Here is a 15,301-nt window from a genome sequence, read left to right as displayed (position 1 = left end):
GTCTATTAATATCCGTCCGAGACCGGAGTCGAGAGTTGACCGGAAAGAGGCCCTGATGAGGACAGTCGACCCGGCCAGGCACCAGGCGCGGCGCCGGCACATCATCAACGCCGCGGCCGAACTCTTCGCCGCCAAAGGCTTCGAGCGCACCACCACGGCGGAGATCTGCAAGGCCGCCGGCATGAGCGCGGGCAACCTGTTCCACTACTTCCCCAACAAGCGCGCGATCTTCCACGCCGTCTTCGAGGACGACGAGGGCGACGGCGCCACCAAGGCCGAGCGTCTCGCCGCCGCCCGCACCGCCGACGACCCGTGGGCCGCCCTCCTCGACACCGTGGACCTTCTCGCCGCCCCCGCCATGGAGCCGCTGGTCCCCGCCCTCGTCATGGAAGCGATGGTCCAGGCTTACCGCGACCCCGAGCTCGAAGCGCTGCTGAGCCGCGACAACGACGAGGAGCAGTCCACCATCGTCACCCTGCTGCACAACGCGGCTGCGGCAGGCCAGATCGACCCCGCTCTGGACCCGGACGGCACCGCGGCATGGGTCATGGCCCTCGTCGCCGCCCTCTACACCAGCGCCGCCACCGACCCGTCCTTCGACCCGGCCGCCCAGCTCCCCACCCTGCGCCTGATCCTCCACCGCTTCCTGCGGCCCGACGCCACCCCGAAGCCGGAGCAATGAGTGGTCTACCCGGAGAGGACCCGACGCAGCGGCGGGCGCGCAGGCATACACGGAACGCCCGCACCGTCCCGGTCGTCCTGCGTGCTGGAAGGTGTGAGCACTTTGGCTGTTGCTGTCCTGATGCCGCTCGTTTGAGCGCTTGAGTGACACATGCCCGCCGATTGCTCACGGTTTTCGCCACAGCACTCGTCTCCGGACCCGCGGCGTCGGGCGAGCGCCTCACGGAGTCGACGGGGGTGCGAGCGCTCTCCGTCTCGCGTGAGAGCCGGCAGGCCTTTCTCGGTCGGTTCGCATAGGCGTCGTGTGCACGAAGGGCGCCCGGTGGTGATCCACCGGGCGCCCTTCATCGTCGTGCGGGGAGCGGTCAGAGCTGCTCGATGACGTAGTCGACGCACTTCGTCAGGGCCTCGACGTCCGCCGGGTCGACGGCCGGGAACATGGCGACGCGGAGCTGGTTGCGGCCGAGCTTGCGGTAGGGCTCGGTGTCGACGATGCCGTTGGCGCGCAGGACCTTGGCGATCGCGGCGGCGTCGATCTCGTCCGTGAAGTCGATGGTGCCGATGACCTGGGAGCGCTTGGCCGGGTCGGTGACGAACGGGGTGGCGTACTTCGATTCGTCCGCCCACGCGTACAGGCGGGTCGAGGAGTCCTTCGTACGGGCCGTGGACCAGGCGAGGCCGCCCTGGCCGTTGATCCACTTCAGCTGCTCGTTGAGGAGGAAGAGGGTGGACAGGGCCGGGGTGTTGTACGTCTGGTTCTTGCGGGAGTTGTCGATCGCCGTGGGCAGCGAGAAGAACTCCGGGATGTGGCGGCCGGACGCGTGGATGCGCTCGGCACGCTCGATGGCGGCCGGGGAGAAGACGCCGATCCACAGGCCGCCCTCGGAGGCGAAGGACTTCTGCGGGGCGAAGTAGTAGACGTCCGTCTCGGCGATGTCGACGGGCAGGCCGCCGGCGCCGGACGTGGCGTCCACGAGGACCAGGGAGCCCTCGTCGGCGCCGGGCACCCGCTTGACGGGCATGGCGACACCGGTGGAGGTCTCGTTGTGGGTGAAGGCGTAGACGTCCACGCCCGCCTCGGCGACCGGCTCGGGGTGCGTGCCGGGGTCGGCGGAGACGACGGTCGGCTCGGCGAGCCAGGGGGCGAGCTTGGCCGCCTTGGCGAACTTGGAGCTGAACTCGCCGAAGGTGAGGTGCTGCGACTTGTTCTCGATCAGGCCGTGGGTCGCGACGTCCCAGAACGCGGTGGAGCCGCCGTTGCCGAGGACGACCTCGTAGCCCTCGGGGAGCTGGAACAGCTCACGGATGCCCTCGCGCACCTCGCCGACCAGGTTCTTCACCGGGGCCTGGCGGTGGGAGGTGCCCAGCAGGGACGTGCCGGTCGCGGCCAGCGCGTCCAGTGCCTCCGTCCGCACCTTGGAGGGACCCGCGCCGAAACGACCGTCGGCGGGCTTGATGTCAGCAGGAATCCGGATCTCAGCCACGGAAGGAGCCTAGCGGCTCCGGGAAACCCGGGTGCAATCTCGTCCGTCGGCTGAGACACGGATCAGCCGGTGGGGGAAGGAGGGCCGGGGCAGGGCGGGTGGGGCGGCGGGACGGGGTCGAGTCCCCGTTCCGCCGCCTTGAAGTCGCCTCGAAAGCCGCCTCGAAAGCCGGCCCGGAAAGGTCAGCCGCCGAGGGTCACCGGCAGTTCGTACAGGTCGTTCTGGGTGACCACCGGCTTGTTGCGGAGTTCGGTCGCCGGGACCGCCAGGTCCAGCTTCGGGAATCGCGCGTACAGGGCCGGCAGGGCGACGCCCGCCTCCAGGCGGGAGAGGGCCGCGCCGGGGCACACGTGCGGGCCGTGGCCGAAGGAGATGTGGCGGTTGGCGGTCTCGCGGGTGATGTCGAAGGCGCCGGCGGTGGGGCCGTGGGCCTGCTCGTCGCGGCCGATCGCGGCGTACGACACGATCAGCGCCTCCCCGGCGGGCAGGACCTCGTCACCGACCGGTACGTCCTCGGTGGCGAACCGGATCAGCACGTGGGAGGTGGGCGTGGAGTACCGCAGGGTCTCCTCGATCACCGCCGACCAGTCCGCCTCGCCGGACAGCACCAGCTCGCGCTGCTCGGGGTGGAGGGAGAGGTTGACCACCGCGTTGACGATGAGGGAGATCGTCGTCTCGTGACCGGCCGCGATCATCAGCTGGAGCGTGGAGACGATCTCCTGGTCGGTGAGCCGGCTGCCGTCCTCGGACGCCTGGATGAGCGCGGAGGTCAGGTCGTCGCCGGGGTTCTCCCGCTTGTGCGCGACCGTCTCGGCCATGATCTGCGCCAGTTCGGTCAGCGTCGCGATGACCTCCTCCGGCGGGGTCTGCGTCGAGAAGAACTTCTCGAACAGCACCTTCAGCCGCGGCAGCCGCTCCTCGGCGAGCCCCATCAGGTCGGCGACCACGTACATCGGCAGCGGGTAGGCGAACAGGGCCTTCAGGTCGACCGTCTCGCCCGGCTCCGCGGCCACCTTGTCCAGCAGGCCCTCGGTCAGCTCCGTGATCCGGCCGCGCATCTGCTCCACCCGGCGCGGGGTGAGCGCCTGGGCGACCAGGGTGCGCAGACGGCGGTGGTCGGCGCCGTCCACGGTGAGCATGGAGCGGGGCGGGTTGGCCAGTCCGATCAGCGGCCAGTCGGGGGCGATCTCGCCGCGCCGCCAGGCGCCCCAGACGTTGATGTCCTTCACCAGCCGGGGGTCGGTGAGCAGCTTCTTCGCCTCGGCGTGGTGCGTGACCGCCCACACCGGTACGTCGCCCGGCAGCACCACGCGTGCGAGGGGCCCGGCGGCCCGCAGTGCCGCGCTCTCCGCCTCCAGGTCGGAGACGAACGGGTCGAGGTGGATGGGGGTCTGGCCGGTGTCCGTCGCGGTGGTGGGAGAGTCCGTACCAGCAGCCGTCATCTGATTCTGCCTCCAAGGGCGGGAGTGGGTGTGAACGTGACCGGAAGTTCGGACAGCCCGCGCAGCCACGGCGAGGGGCGGCGGGTCAGGGACGCGGCCGGCACCGCGAGGTCGATGTCCGGCAGCCGGTCCAGGACGACCTCGATGCCGGTCCGCGCGATCACCTCGGCGATCTCCTGAGCCGGGAACGGGCACCGGTGCTCCCCGTGCCCGAAGGAGAAGTGCGCGCCGTTCCCGCCGGTCAGGGCGGAGCCGTCGGTGCGCACCTGGGGATCGGAGTTGGCGCCCTGGAGGCCCAGGAGCAGCATGTCGCCGGCGCGGATGCGGCGGCCGCCCAGCTGGGTGTCGCGGGAGGCCCAGCGGCCGGCCACGTTCTGGGTGGGGGTGTCCTCCCACAGCACCTCGTTCATCGCCTCGGCGACGCTGTTGCGGCCGCCGAACAGGGACGCGGCGAACCGGTTGTCCGTCAGCATCAGGTGCAGGGAGTTGCCGATCCAGTCGGCGGTCGGCTGGTGCCCGGCCGCCATCATCACCATCAGGTCCTGGACGATCTCCTCGTCGGTGAACCCGGAGGTGTCGGCGAGCATCCGCGACGCCACGTCCTCGGCGGGCTCCTTCCCGCGGGCGGCCACCAGTTCGGTCATCGACGTGAACAGGTGGGCCTGGCCCGCCAGCGCCCGTTCCCGCCCGTCGATCATGTCGTTGAGGGCGGTGACCAGGGCCGGCCCCTGCTCGTCGGAGAAGCCGTAGAGCCGGGCCAGTACGCGCACCGGCAGCAGCATCGCGAACTCGCCGATGATGTCGGCGGTGCCCGCGGGGCAGATGCCGTCGATCAGCTCGTCGGCGAACTTCTCGGCGTAGCCGCGCAGTTCGAACGGGTCCACCGCCTCCAGCGCGTGCACCAGCATCGCGGCCCGTTCGCGGTGCCGCTCGCCGACGGTGTAGAGGATGGAGGGCTGCTTGCGGCCGATCATCGGCAGCAGCGGCCAGTCGTCGGGGATGTTCTCCCACTGGCTCCACAGGTCGGAGTCGCGGCTGAACAGCACCGGGTCGCCGGTGACCTGGTGCAGTTCGCGGTAGCCGAGCACCAGCCAGGCCGGTACGTCGCCGTCGAGCAGCACCGGGACCACGCTGCCGTGGTCGCGCCGCATCTCCCGGTACACCCTGGCCGGGTCGTCCTGGAGCAGGGGCCCGCTGAGGGCGACGGGGGCGGCCGGGGACGCGGGGGCGGGGCTCACACCAGCTCCTGACGGGGGGCTCGGGCCGGGTCGGCGTAGCGGGCCTGGATGTGCTCCACCAGCGTGATCAGCACCAGCTTGCTGGACTCCCGGGACCGCGCGTCGCAGGTGATGAGCGGGACGTGCGGGTCGAGGTCGAGGGCCTCGCGGATCTGCTCCGGGGCGAAGGCGGGGCCGCCGAAGTCGTTGCAGGCCACGATGAACGGCGTGCCGTGCTTCTCCAGCCGGTCGATGGCGTACCAGGACTCGTCGATGCGCCGGGTGTCGACCAGGACGACCGCGCCCAGGGTGCCGGAGAACAGCCGGTCCCACAGGAACCAGAAGCGTTCCTGGCCGGGCGCCCCGAACAGGTACAGCACATTGCGCCGGTCCAGGGTGATGCGGCCGAAGTCGAAGGCGACGGTGGTCGCGGTCTTGCCGCTCACCGCGCTGACGTCGTCGACGGCCTCCCCGGCCCGGGTCATCGTCTCCTCGGTGTTGAGGGGACGTATCTCGCTCACCGAGCGGACCATCGTCGTCTTGCCGGCGCCGAAGCCGCCCACGACCACGATCTTGAGGCCGTTGTCGGCCGACGCGTCCAGCGGTGTACGCGTCTCAGAGGTTGCGGAGTCCAACGAGCACCTGCTCCAGGATGTCGGGGTCGGGTACGGCGGCCTGGTGGCGGGGGTGGCGGGCGCTGACGCGCCCCGCCGCCTGGAGGTCGGCGAGCAGGATGCGGGTGATGCTCACCGGCAGCTTCAGCTCGGCCGCGATCTCCACGACCGCCGTGGGCCGTTCGGTCAGCCGCAGGATCGCGGCGTGCTCGGACTGCATGCCCGGCACCGGATCGCATTCGGCGACGACCAGGGTCACCAGGTCGAAGGGGTTGTCGGCCCCGGACCGGCTGCGTCCGCCGGTGACGGTGTAGAGCCGGTCGGGGGCGTCGTCCCTGCCCGGCCTGCTCATGAGGTGCGCGGCGGCGCGGTCAGGTGCTCCCCGAGCTGCTCCACCAGCTCGCTCATGTTGTGCCCGATGAGCCCGGCGTCGGCGTCCTCGTCGGTGATGACGGCCAGGTGCGCGCCCTGGCCGGCCTCCACGATGAACAGCACGCCGCCGTAGAACTCGGTCATCGCCGACCTGACGCCTCCGCTGCCGTCGCCGAACTCCACGGACGCGCCGTGCGACAGGGACTGGATGCCCGCGGCGATCGCGGCGAGCTGGTCGGCCTGGTCGGCGGAGAGCTCGGGGGTGCGGCACAGTTTCAGGCCGTCCCTGGACAGCACGAGCGCGTGCCGCGCGCCCGGCGTGCGCTCCAACAGGCCTTCTATCAGCCAGGTGAGCTTCTCGTCGGCGGTCGTCGTGCCGGTCATGAGGTGGTGTCGCCTTCCGGTGTTACGGGGGTGGGGGTCGAGGGGTGGGTGTCGAGGGGGGTGGTGCTTGCGCCGGTGCCGGTTCCGGTGTCGGTGTCCGCGCCGGTGCCGGTGCCGGTGCCGGTGCCTCTTTCCGTGCTGGTGCTGGTGCTCGTGCCTGTGTCCGTTTCTGTGCGGGGTGCTGCTTCCGGGCAGGTCGCCGTGTCGTCCGGGGCGGTGACGCGGACGGCCCGGCGGAAGCTGCTGAAGCGGGCCGTGCGGGCCCTCGTCTCCTCGGCGGTGGGCGGCGCGGGACGAGGGGCGGTGGCGCGGGCCCCGGTGCTCCGGGTGCGTTCGGCCTCGGCGAGGGTGCGGCCACGGCGGCGGCGCGGGAGGCCGAGCGGGGGCGCGTCCGGCGCGGAGGCGTCCGTGCCTGTGTCTGTGTCTGTGTCTGTGTCTGTGGTCGGGCTCGGGTCCGTGTGCCGGTCCGGGGACTCGTGGGTGGGCACCGGGTCGGGGTCGAGGTCGGCTCCGGCGCGGTGTGCCGCGTACGAGTGGCCGGCGGGGGCCGAAGTGGCCGAGGTGGCCGCGGGGTCCGTTTCCGGCGGGGCGGTGGCGTCGGCGGGGTGGGCGGCCGGCGCCTCGGCCGGGCGGGCGCCGTGGCGCTGGGGGAGTCCCGACGCGGACGGCCTGGCGGAAGCCGCTGAAGCGGGCCGTGCGGGACGGGTGGGGGCTTCGGTGCGGGCGGGGGCGTCGGCGGGCGGGGTGTGGGGCGTGTCCGGCGATACCAGGATGTCCTGGGGCACGAGCATCAGTACGCCCGTGCCGCCGCGGGCCGAGGGCCGGTAGGAGACCCGGAGGCCGTAGCGCCGGGCCAGCCGGCCCACCACGGCGAGTCCGAGCCGGGTGCCGGTGAGGCCGCCGAGCCCGCTGGTCTCGCCGGAGACGGCACGCTCGGCGCGCCGCAGCTGGGCCTCGCCCATGACGAGCCCGCTGTCCTCGACGGAGACGATGACACCGGCCGGCACCTCCTCCACGTAGACGTGGACCTCGGCGGTCGGCGGCGAGAAGTTGGCCGCGTTGTCGAGGAGTTCGGCGAGCGCGTGCATCACGCCCTCGGCGGCGTGCCCGGCGACGGCGGTGTCGGCGGCGGAGTGGACGCGGACGCGCCGGTAGCCGCTGATCCTGCCCATGGCGCCGCGCAGGATCGACTCCATGCGGATCGGCCGGGCCCAGCGGCGGCCCGAGCGGGCGCCGGTGAGGACGGCGACGGAGTCGGCGAGCCTGCCCGCCTGCGCGGTGCGGTGGTCGAGGTGGAGGAGGTCGGCGAGGACCTCCTCGTCGTGGTGCTTGTCCTCCATCGCGCGCAGGTCCGCGAGCATGCCGGTGGACAGGGCCTGCATTCGGCCGGCCGCGTTGGCCGTCGCGGACAGCGCGGCGGCGCGGGCGCTGTCGGCCTCGCGCAGCCGGACGGCCAGCCGCGCGTTCTCCCCGATGTGCCGGTCCCGGTCCTGGGACAGCCGGTCCCGCTCCTCGCCGATCCGCTTGAGTTCCGCGTCGAGCCGGTCGCGCTCGTCGGCGTGCTGCTGGACCAGGTGGGCGGTGCGGGCGTCGTGTTCCTCGGCGCGCCGGCGCAGTTCCCCGGCGTGCTCGTCGGCGAGCCGGGAGAGCTCGGCGGCGTGCTCCTCCCTCAGCCGGGTGAGTTCGGCGGCGTGGGCGTCGGTCAGGCGGGCCCGTTCGGCGGTGTGCTCCTGGGTGAGCCGTGCCCGCTCGGCGGTGTGCTCCTGCGCCGACCGGGCCGTGGCGGTGGCGTGCTGCTCGTTGAGGCGCTCGCGCTCCGCCGCCACGGACTTCGCGAGGCGGTCCCGCTCCTGGTCCAGGTCGGCCGACAACCGGGCCCGCTCCCGGGTGAGTTCACCGGTCAGCCGCTCGTGCTGGCGGCGGGCCTCCTCCGCCTGCCGGGCGCGCTCCTGGAGCAGCCGGCCGACGTCCTGGGAGACCTCCTCCAGCCGCCCGCGGAGCGCCCGCGCCGTCAGGGCGGCGTGGGTGGCCCAGGTGACGGCCGCGCACAGCAGCAGGGCGGCGATCACTCCGGCCGCCGTGAGGACGGCGCGCGCGGAGGCCGGCCCCAGGAGCACCGCGACGACGACCCCGATCGCGGAGAGCGCCGCGGCGAGCAGGGGTACGGGCAGCAGGCTGCGGGGGGTGGGGCGGTCGCCGGGGAGCAGGGGGGAGGTCATCAATCAGGGTCCTCGGTCGGGTCCTCGGTCGGGTCCGCCGGGCATACGCCGTCGTCTGCCCGTGTCGTCTGCACGTGTCGTCCGTCCGCACGTGCTGTCTGCGCGTGCTGTCTGCGCGGGTTGTCCGCGCGGTCCTCGAGTGGTCGATGGGGTCGCCGGACCCGGTTTCGGGGTCGCTTCCGGAACGAGGGCCGACAACCGCGCGCAACTCGCGGTCACTATATGCAAGTTCGTGATCTGCTTGGGAAGATTCCGGTCTCGTTCTTGGGATTTGAGTCACTCCTGAGGGAATCGGCTCCCCCGGCGACCCCGCCCCCGTGCGCCGCGCGGGGTGGGCGCCGTCGCCCGGTGTCCCGCCCGTTCCGGGGGCATCCTGGGGGCATGACGGATCTCCGGGAACTGCGGGCCGGACTGCGCGCGGGGGTGCGCGGCGAGGTGGACTTCGGCGTCACCGCGCGGGCGCTGACCACCATGGACGCCTCCAACTACCGCCGGGTGCCGCTGGGCGTGGTGTCGCCGCGGGACGCCGACGACGTGGCGGCGACTCTCGCCGTCTGCCGGGAGCACGGCGTCCCCGTGGTGCCGCGCGGCGGCGGCACGTCGATCGCGGGCCAGGCGACCGGCACCGGCGTGGTGCTCGACCTCACCCGGCACATGAACCGGCTGCTCTCCCTCGACCCGGAGACCCGCACGGCCGTCGTCCAGCCCGGCCTCGTCCTCGACCGGCTCCAGGAGGCCGCCGCCCCGCACGGGCTGCGCTTCGGCCCCGACCCCTCCACGCACAGCCGCTGCACCCTCGGCGGCATGATCGGCAACAACTCCTGCGGCTCCCACTCGGTCGCCTGGGGGACGACGGCGGACAACGTGCGGGAACTGTCGGTGATCACCCCGCGCGGGGAGCGGCTGCGGCCCGGACCGGGGTGGGCCGGGGCCCCGGCGGGACTGCGGGAGCTGGTGGAGGGCGAACTCGCCCGCCTGCGCACCGGCTTCCCCGAGCTGCCCCGCCGCATCTCCGGATACGCCCTGGACGCCCTGCTGCCCGAGAGGGGCGCCGACGTCGCCCGCTCCTTCTGCGGCTCCGAGGGCACACTCGGCGTGCTGACGGAGGCGGTGGTGGAGCTGGTGCGTGCCCCCCGCGCGCGGGCGCTCGCCGTGCTGGCGTACGCCGACGAGAGCGGCGCCGCCGAGGCCGCGGCCGGACTGCTGGCGCACCGCCCGCTGACCGTGGAGGGCATGGCGGCGGACCTGGTGCCGGCCTCGGTGGACCTCCCGCGCGGTGGCGCCTGGCTGTTCGTCGAGACGGGCGGGGACACGGAGGGCGAGGCGCGTGCGCGTGCGGAGACGATCGTCCGCGCGGCGGACGTCGTCGACTCCCTGGTGGTGACCGACCCGGCCCGGCAGCGCGTCCTGTGGCGGATCCGGGAGGACGCGAGCGGCACGGCGACCCGGATGCCGGACGGGACGGAGGCCTGGCCGGGCTGGGAGGACTGCGCGGTGCCGCCCGCCCGGCTCGGCGCGTACCTGCGGGACTTCCGGGGGCTGCTGGCCGCCCACGGGCTGCGCGGGGCGCCGTACGGGCACTTCGGGGACGGCTGCATCCACGTCCGGATCGACTTCGACCTGCTGACGGAACCGGGCATCGCCCGCTTCCGCACCTTCTCCGGGGAGCTCGCCGACCTGGTCGTGGCCCACGGCGGCTCGCTGTCCGGCGAGCACGGCGACGGGCAGGCGCGCGCGGAGCTGCTGCCGCGCATGTACGGCCCGGAAATGGTGGCCCTCTTCGAGCGCGTGAAGGGCGTCTGGGACCCGGACGACCTGCTCAACCCGGGGATGCTGGTGCGCCCCGAGCCTCTGGACGCGAACCTCCGCTTCGCCGTCCTGCCGCGCGAACCGGTGGACGTCGCCTTCGGCTACCCCGCCGACGGCGGCGACTTCTCCGCGGCGGTCCGCCGCTGCGTGGGCGTCGCCAAGTGCCGTACGGAGTCGGTGTCGGGACCGGCGGTGATGTGCCCCTCGTTCCGGGCCACGGGCCAGGAGGAGCACTCCACGCGCGGGCGCGCCCGGCTGCTGCACGAGATGCTCGCCGGCGAGCTGGTGACCGACGGCTGGCGGTCCACGGAGGTACGGGACGCGCTGGACCTGTGCCTGTCCTGCAAGGGCTGCCGTTCGGACTGCCCGGTCGGGGTCGACATGGCCACCTACAAGGCGGAGTTCCTCCACCACCACTACGCCGGCCGCCGCCGCCCCGCCGCCCACTACGCGATGGGCCGGCTGCCGCTGTGGCTGGGCTGGGTGGCGCGCACCAGGTCGGCGGCGCTGATCAACGCGGGCGCCTCGGTGGCCCCGCTCGCGCGGGCGGCGAAACGGCTGGGCGGGATCGCCGGGGAGCGGGAGATCCCGCGCCTGGCCGGGGAGCCGTTCACCCGCTGGTGGCGGGGCCGACGGGCCGCCGTGCCCGCTGACAGCGGCGCCCTGGTGGTCCTCTGGCCGGACACCTTCACCGAGCACCTCTCGCCCTCCGTGGGCCGCGCGGCCGTACGGGTCCTGGAGGCGGCCGGCCTGCGGGTCGCCCTGCCCCCGACCCTGCGCCTGGCCGGAGCCCGGAGCCCGGTGGGGGACGCGCGTTCCCGCTCGGCGCTGCGGCTGCTGTCGGCCCGCCGCGGCCGGGTCTGCTGCGGCCTGACGTACATCTCCACCGGTCAGCTCGACCGCGCCCGCGCGGTGCTGCGCCGCACCCTGGACCTGATGGAACCGGTGCTCGCCACCGACGCCCCGGTGGTCGTCCTGGAGCCGAGCTGCGCGGCGACCCTGCGCACGGACGCCCCGGAACTCCTGCACGACGACCCCCGCGCGGCACAACTGGCGGCCCGCGTCCGCACGTTCGCGGAGACCCTGGAACAGTACGCACCGGACTGGACCCCGCCGGCCCTGGACCGCCCCGTCGCCGGCCAGACCCACTGCCACCAGCACGCGGTCCTCGGCGACACGGCCGACCGCCGGCTGCGCGCCGCCGCGGGCCTCACCGGCGACCTGAGCGGCGGCTGCTGCGGCCTGGCCGGCGACTTCGGCTTCGAGCGGGGCCACTACGAGGTGTCGGTGGCCTGCGCGGAGGACCAGCTCCTCCCCGCGGTACGCCAGGCGCCGCGGAACGCCCTGATCCTGGCCGACGGCTACTCCTGCCGCACCCAACTGGCCCAACTGGCGGACGTCCGGGGCCGCCACCTGGCGGAGGCGCTGGCGGAGACCCTGGAGGAAAACCCGTGAACACCACCCACTCCCGCACCCACAACACGCCCACCTGAGCCACTACAGCCCCCGCCCCGGTTCTCCGCCGAGGCGGTGCGGTGAGGCGTCTGCCCCGGCAGCCGGAGCAGGCGGACTGCCGGACGGCAGCGACCTCAGTAGGCTGGCGACTCGAACAAAGGGGCACTGGACATGAGTTACCGCCTGAAGGCGATCACCCGCGAAGAGCACCTGGCCTTCGTCACGGCCCGGCCCTCAGCGAGTCACATGCAGGTGCCCGCCTGGGGGGACGTGAAGCCGGACTGGAGGGCCGAGAGCCTGGGGTGGTTCGACGCCGACGACCGTCTCGTCGGCGTGGGGCTGGTGCTCTTCCGGCCGTTGCCGAAACTCAAGCGGTTCCTCGCCTATCTGCCCGAAGGGCCGGTCATCGAATGGAACGCGCCGGATCTTCACCTATGGCTCGAACCCATGCTCGCCCACCTGAAGGCCCAGGGCGCGTTCTCGGTGAAGATGGGCCCGCCTGTCGTCGCTCGCCGCTGGAGCGCCGAGGCGGTCAAGGCGGCGATCGCCGACCCGCGGGCCAGACGGCTGCGTGACGCGGAGGCCACCGCGCACGAGCCGCGGGCCTTCGACATCGCCGACCGGCTGCGACAGATGGGCTGGCAGCAGACCGAGCTGGGCAGCGAGGACGGCTTCGCCGCCGGCCAGCCACGGTATGTGTTCCAAGTCCCGTTCTCCGGACGGTCGCTGGAGGACATCCAGCGCGGCCTCAACCAGCAGTGGCGCCGCAACATCAAGAAGTCGGAAAAGGCGGGCGTCAAGGTCGTCCGCGGCGGCTACGAGGACCTTCCCGCCTTCTACGACATCTACGTCGAGACCGCCGAACGCGACCGGTTCATCCCGCGCCCGCTTGCCTACTTCCAGCGCATGTGGACCGCGCTGACGACCGAGGATCCGGACCGGATGCGCCTCTACCTCGCCCACCACGAAGGCGAGGTGCTCGCGGCGGCGACGATGCTGACCGTCGGTGAGCACGTCTGGTACTCCTACGGAGCCTCCACCAACCGCAAGCGCGAGGTGCAGCCGAACAACGCGATTCAGTGGCGGATGATGTGCGACGCCCACGAACTCGGGGCGAGCGTCTACGACTTCCGAGGTATCACCGACACCCTGGAGGAGAGCAATCACCTGCTCGGCCTGCTCCGGTTCAAGGTCGGCTCCGGTGGTCAGGCCGTGGAGTACCTCGGTGAGTGGGACTTCCCCCTCAACAAGTTCCTGCACAAGGCCCTCGACCTCTACATGTCCCGCCGCTGAGACCACACGGCTTCAGCACTTCGCAGCACCGGAGCGAAGCCCGCTCCCTCCTTCGTGACCAGGCGCACCGTGGTCACTTCCGAGTACCGGACCGGTCCACCGGGTGGGACGTCATCGTGCATGGACGGTGAGCCCTGAGGTGGGGCCGGAGATCGCGACACACCTGCCGAAAAGCGTGAGCACTTCGGGCGTTGGTGTCCATATGTCGCTCGTTTGAGCGCTCAAGAGACACTTTCCCGCTGACTGCTCACGCTTTTCGCCAGGTACCCCTTCCGGCCGCCGGAGTACGGAGATCGAGCGTCCCAGGCCACCGGCTCGCAGGGGCGGCGTCTCCTCGGGTGCGCTGGCGGGGCGGGCCGGAGTAGGAGGGGCGGGGTCAGGTGAGGCGGTACGCGTTGTGGATGGCTCGGGTCAGGTCGTGGAGGGCCTTGTCCTCGGTGCGGGAGGACAGGGCGGCGGCGTGGTCGGCGAGTTCGCCGAGGCCGGGGGCGCCGGGCAGGGGGCTGTGGCGGTGGTCGGAGGAGCGCAGGGCGTCGGCGAAGTAGGCGGCGGTCGCGGTGAGGGCGAGGCCGCGGTCCGCGGTCCAGACGGAGTCGTCGAGGGCGTCGGTCTCCAGGGCGCCGGTCTCCTCGTGCGGGGCGCGGGTGTCGGGGTCGAGCCAGCGGACCGTGGCCGTGGCGAGGTGGCCGTCGGCGCCGGACCGCGTACGGACCGCGTACAGGGCGGTGACGGTATGGCCGGGGCCGACCTCGCCGCCGTCGACGTCGTCGTTCCGGAAGTCCTCGTCGGCGACGCGGCGGTTGTCGTAGCCGACGAGGCGGAACTCGGCGACGGTCCGCGGGTCGAAGGCGACCTGGGCCTTGGCGTCGCGGGCGGTCAACTCGATGTGGCGGGGCAGCTGTTCGCAGAAGACCTCGCGGGCCTCCTCCTCGTCGGACACGTAGACCGTGTGGCCGTCGCCCTTGTCGGCGAGGCGTTCCATCAGGGCGTCGCCGTAGTCGCTGCCGACACCCACGCCGAAGAGGGTGATGCCGTGCTCGCGACGGGACGTCGAGATGCGTTCGAGGATCGCGTCGGCACTGGTCTCGCCGGTGTTGGCGAGCGCGTCGGAGACGAGGACGACCCGGTTGGTGGCGCCCTCGCGCAGGCCCTCGACGGCGGTCTCGTAGCCGGTCTCGACACCCGCGCCGAGGTTGGTGGACCGGGCGGTTTCCAGACGGTCGACGGCGTCGTGGATCCTGCCCCGGTTGCCGTCGAGGCGGGTCATCGGCAGGACGGTCTCGGCCTCGTCGCTGAAGGCGACGATCGCCACGGAGTCCTCGTCGCGCAGCCGGTCCGTCATGGTGCCGAGGGACTGCCGGGCGAGGTCGAGGCGGCCCGGTTCGGCCATGGAGCCGGAGATGTCGACGACGAAGGTGAGGGCTGCGGGCGGGCGCTCGCCGCTCGGTTCGGCGGGCCGGGTGGCGAGGCCGACGCGGACCAGGGACCAGTCGTCCTCGTCGGTGCGGGCGCCGTCGACGGTGACCGTGAAGCCGTCGCCGTCGGGTCGTGTGTAGTCCTGGCGGAAGCTGTTGACGAACTCCTCGGGGCGGACCGTCGACGGGTCGGGCAGCCGGCCGTCGGCGAGGGTGCGGCGGGCGTAGCCGTAGGAGGCGGTGTCGACGTCGAGGGCGAAGGTGGACAGGTAGTCCGGGGCGAGGGCGGTGTCGCGGGAGTCCTGCTCACCCTCGCGCTGCCCGCCCTCGCGTTGCTCGCCCGGGTCCCGGGGGCCGTCGGGGGCGGGGAGCCGGGCCGAGCCGTTCCCCTTGCGGTCGTAACCGCTGTCGGCCGTCGCGTTCTCGTCGCCGCCGCCCGCGCTGCATCCGGTGAGCAGCAGGCCGCTCGCCACCGTGAACGCCAGCAGCGCGCCGCTCAGCCGCCGTGCCCCGTGCCACTTCGCCGCCCCGCGTCGCTCCGTCGTCGTGTGCCACTTCATCGTCCGTTCCCCCTCGGTCCGTCGAGTCCGACTCATGCGACTGTGACGCCCGGGCGTGGCGGAACGTGCGGCACGGGGCGTCACGGGTGCGTTGCGAAGCGGGCACGGACGACGGCCGCCGAGACCGGTGGGTGACCTTCCGTTGACCTACGGCGTCATGTCGTCGTCCCGCCGCCGGAACGATCGTCCGTATGACGGACCGGATTGACCCGGGCGGGACACGGGCCTCATCGTCAGGTACGTGAAAGCTGCATGGTGCTGACCAAGTCCATTACTCTGGACCGGACAGTTCAGCTTCGTGCACAATCCTCGAGGGGATCACCCGCTCCCCCCGCACCGAGCCCATGGAAGGCGCC

At 72.8% G+C, this 15,301-nt stretch carries 11 protein-coding genes; 3 read left to right on the top strand and 8 right to left on the bottom strand.

Annotation, left to right across the window (positions count from 1 at the left end; genetic code table 11):
* Positions 1 to 55: 55 nt before the first annotated feature.
* Positions 56 to 682 carry a TetR/AcrR family transcriptional regulator gene (locus ACWEQO_RS08880; protein WP_452980547.1) on the top strand — a complete coding sequence of 209 codons (627 nt, stop codon included), beginning with the start codon at positions 56 to 58 and terminating at the stop codon, positions 680 to 682.
* Between the two features lie 364 nt (positions 683 to 1,046).
* Here the strand turns inward: ACWEQO_RS08880 and serC are convergent, their stop codons facing one another.
* The 7 genes from serC to ACWEQO_RS08845 form a co-directional block, all read right to left on the bottom strand.
* Positions 1,047 to 2,165 (bottom strand): phosphoserine transaminase, encoded by a 1,119-nt coding sequence (serC, locus tag ACWEQO_RS08875; RefSeq protein ID WP_452980544.1) that lies wholly within the window; start codon positions 2,163 to 2,165, stop codon positions 1,047 to 1,049.
* Positions 2,166 to 2,347: 182 nt separating this feature from the next.
* Positions 2,348 to 3,607, bottom strand: a complete 1,260-nt coding sequence (locus ACWEQO_RS08870) for a cytochrome P450 family protein (protein WP_452980541.1) — start codon at positions 3,605 to 3,607, stop codon at positions 2,348 to 2,350.
* Entirely contained in the window at positions 3,604 to 4,845 is a 1,242-nt protein-coding gene (locus ACWEQO_RS08865; RefSeq protein WP_452980538.1) for a cytochrome P450, read from the bottom strand. The genes ACWEQO_RS08870 and ACWEQO_RS08865 overlap by 4 nt, the downstream gene beginning before the upstream one ends.
* Positions 4,842 to 5,459 (bottom strand): GTP-binding protein, encoded by a 618-nt coding sequence (locus tag ACWEQO_RS08860; protein WP_361451235.1) that lies wholly within the window; start codon positions 5,457 to 5,459, stop codon positions 4,842 to 4,844. Before ACWEQO_RS08860 ends, ACWEQO_RS08865 begins: the two co-directional genes overlap by 4 nt.
* A complete protein-coding gene (locus tag ACWEQO_RS08855; protein WP_361451238.1) occupies positions 5,440 to 5,790 on the bottom strand; it encodes a DUF742 domain-containing protein in 351 nt (116 codons plus the stop codon). The genes ACWEQO_RS08860 and ACWEQO_RS08855 overlap by 20 nt, the downstream gene beginning before the upstream one ends.
* The gene (locus tag ACWEQO_RS08850) at positions 5,787 to 6,194 is read right to left on the bottom strand and encodes a roadblock/LC7 domain-containing protein (protein WP_109379352.1); all 408 of its coding nucleotides are present in this window, start codon (positions 6,192 to 6,194) and stop codon (positions 5,787 to 5,789) included. Before ACWEQO_RS08850 ends, ACWEQO_RS08855 begins: the two co-directional genes overlap by 4 nt.
* Entirely contained in the window at positions 6,191 to 8,413 is a 2,223-nt protein-coding gene (locus tag ACWEQO_RS08845) for an ATP-binding protein (RefSeq protein WP_452980532.1), read from the bottom strand. Before ACWEQO_RS08845 ends, ACWEQO_RS08850 begins: the two co-directional genes overlap by 4 nt.
* 381 nt (positions 8,414 to 8,794) lie before the next feature.
* On the opposite strand from ACWEQO_RS08845, the gene ACWEQO_RS08840 reads away from it, so the two are divergent.
* Entirely contained in the window at positions 8,795 to 11,677 is a 2,883-nt protein-coding gene (locus tag ACWEQO_RS08840; protein ID WP_452980529.1) for an FAD-binding and (Fe-S)-binding domain-containing protein, read from the top strand.
* 171 nt (positions 11,678 to 11,848) lie between these two features.
* The gene (locus tag ACWEQO_RS08835; RefSeq protein ID WP_452980526.1) at positions 11,849 to 12,970 is read left to right on the top strand and encodes a lipid II:glycine glycyltransferase FemX; all 1,122 of its coding nucleotides are present in this window, start codon (positions 11,849 to 11,851) and stop codon (positions 12,968 to 12,970) included.
* A 376-nt stretch (positions 12,971 to 13,346) separates the two neighbouring features.
* Here ACWEQO_RS08835 and ACWEQO_RS08830 read toward each other — a convergent pair whose 3' ends face one another.
* The gene (locus ACWEQO_RS08830; protein WP_452980522.1) at positions 13,347 to 14,945 is read right to left on the bottom strand and encodes a YfbK domain-containing protein; all 1,599 of its coding nucleotides are present in this window, start codon (positions 14,943 to 14,945) and stop codon (positions 13,347 to 13,349) included.
* Between the last annotated feature and the right edge of the window lie 356 nt (positions 14,946 to 15,301).

The organism is Streptomyces sp. NPDC004051 (genome assembly GCF_053604275.1).
This window is presented reverse-complemented; position numbering and strand designations above follow the sequence as displayed.

Excerpts from the sequence above, each read along its gene's own strand:
- ACWEQO_RS08855 (WP_361451238.1), bottom strand. The coding sequence starts at position 5,790 with ATGAGCAGGCCGGGCAGGGACGACGCCCCCGACCGGCTCTACACCGTC.
- ACWEQO_RS08830 (WP_452980522.1), bottom strand. The coding sequence starts at position 14,945 with ATGAAGTGGCACACGACGACGGAGCGACGCGGGGCGGCGAAGTGGCAC.
- ACWEQO_RS08845 (WP_452980532.1), bottom strand. The coding sequence starts at position 8,413 with ATGACCTCCCCCCTGCTCCCCGGCGACCGCCCCACCCCCCGCAGCCTG.
- ACWEQO_RS08870 (WP_452980541.1), bottom strand. The coding sequence starts at position 3,607 with ATGACGGCTGCTGGTACGGACTCTCCCACCACCGCGACGGACACCGGC.
- ACWEQO_RS08840 (WP_452980529.1), top strand. The coding sequence starts at position 8,795 with ATGACGGATCTCCGGGAACTGCGGGCCGGACTGCGCGCGGGGGTGCGC.
- ACWEQO_RS08880 (WP_452980547.1), top strand. The coding sequence starts at position 56 with ATGAGGACAGTCGACCCGGCCAGGCACCAGGCGCGGCGCCGGCACATC.
- ACWEQO_RS08835 (WP_452980526.1), top strand. The coding sequence starts at position 11,849 with ATGAGTTACCGCCTGAAGGCGATCACCCGCGAAGAGCACCTGGCCTTC.
- ACWEQO_RS08850 (WP_109379352.1), bottom strand. The coding sequence starts at position 6,194 with ATGACCGGCACGACGACCGCCGACGAGAAGCTCACCTGGCTGATAGAA.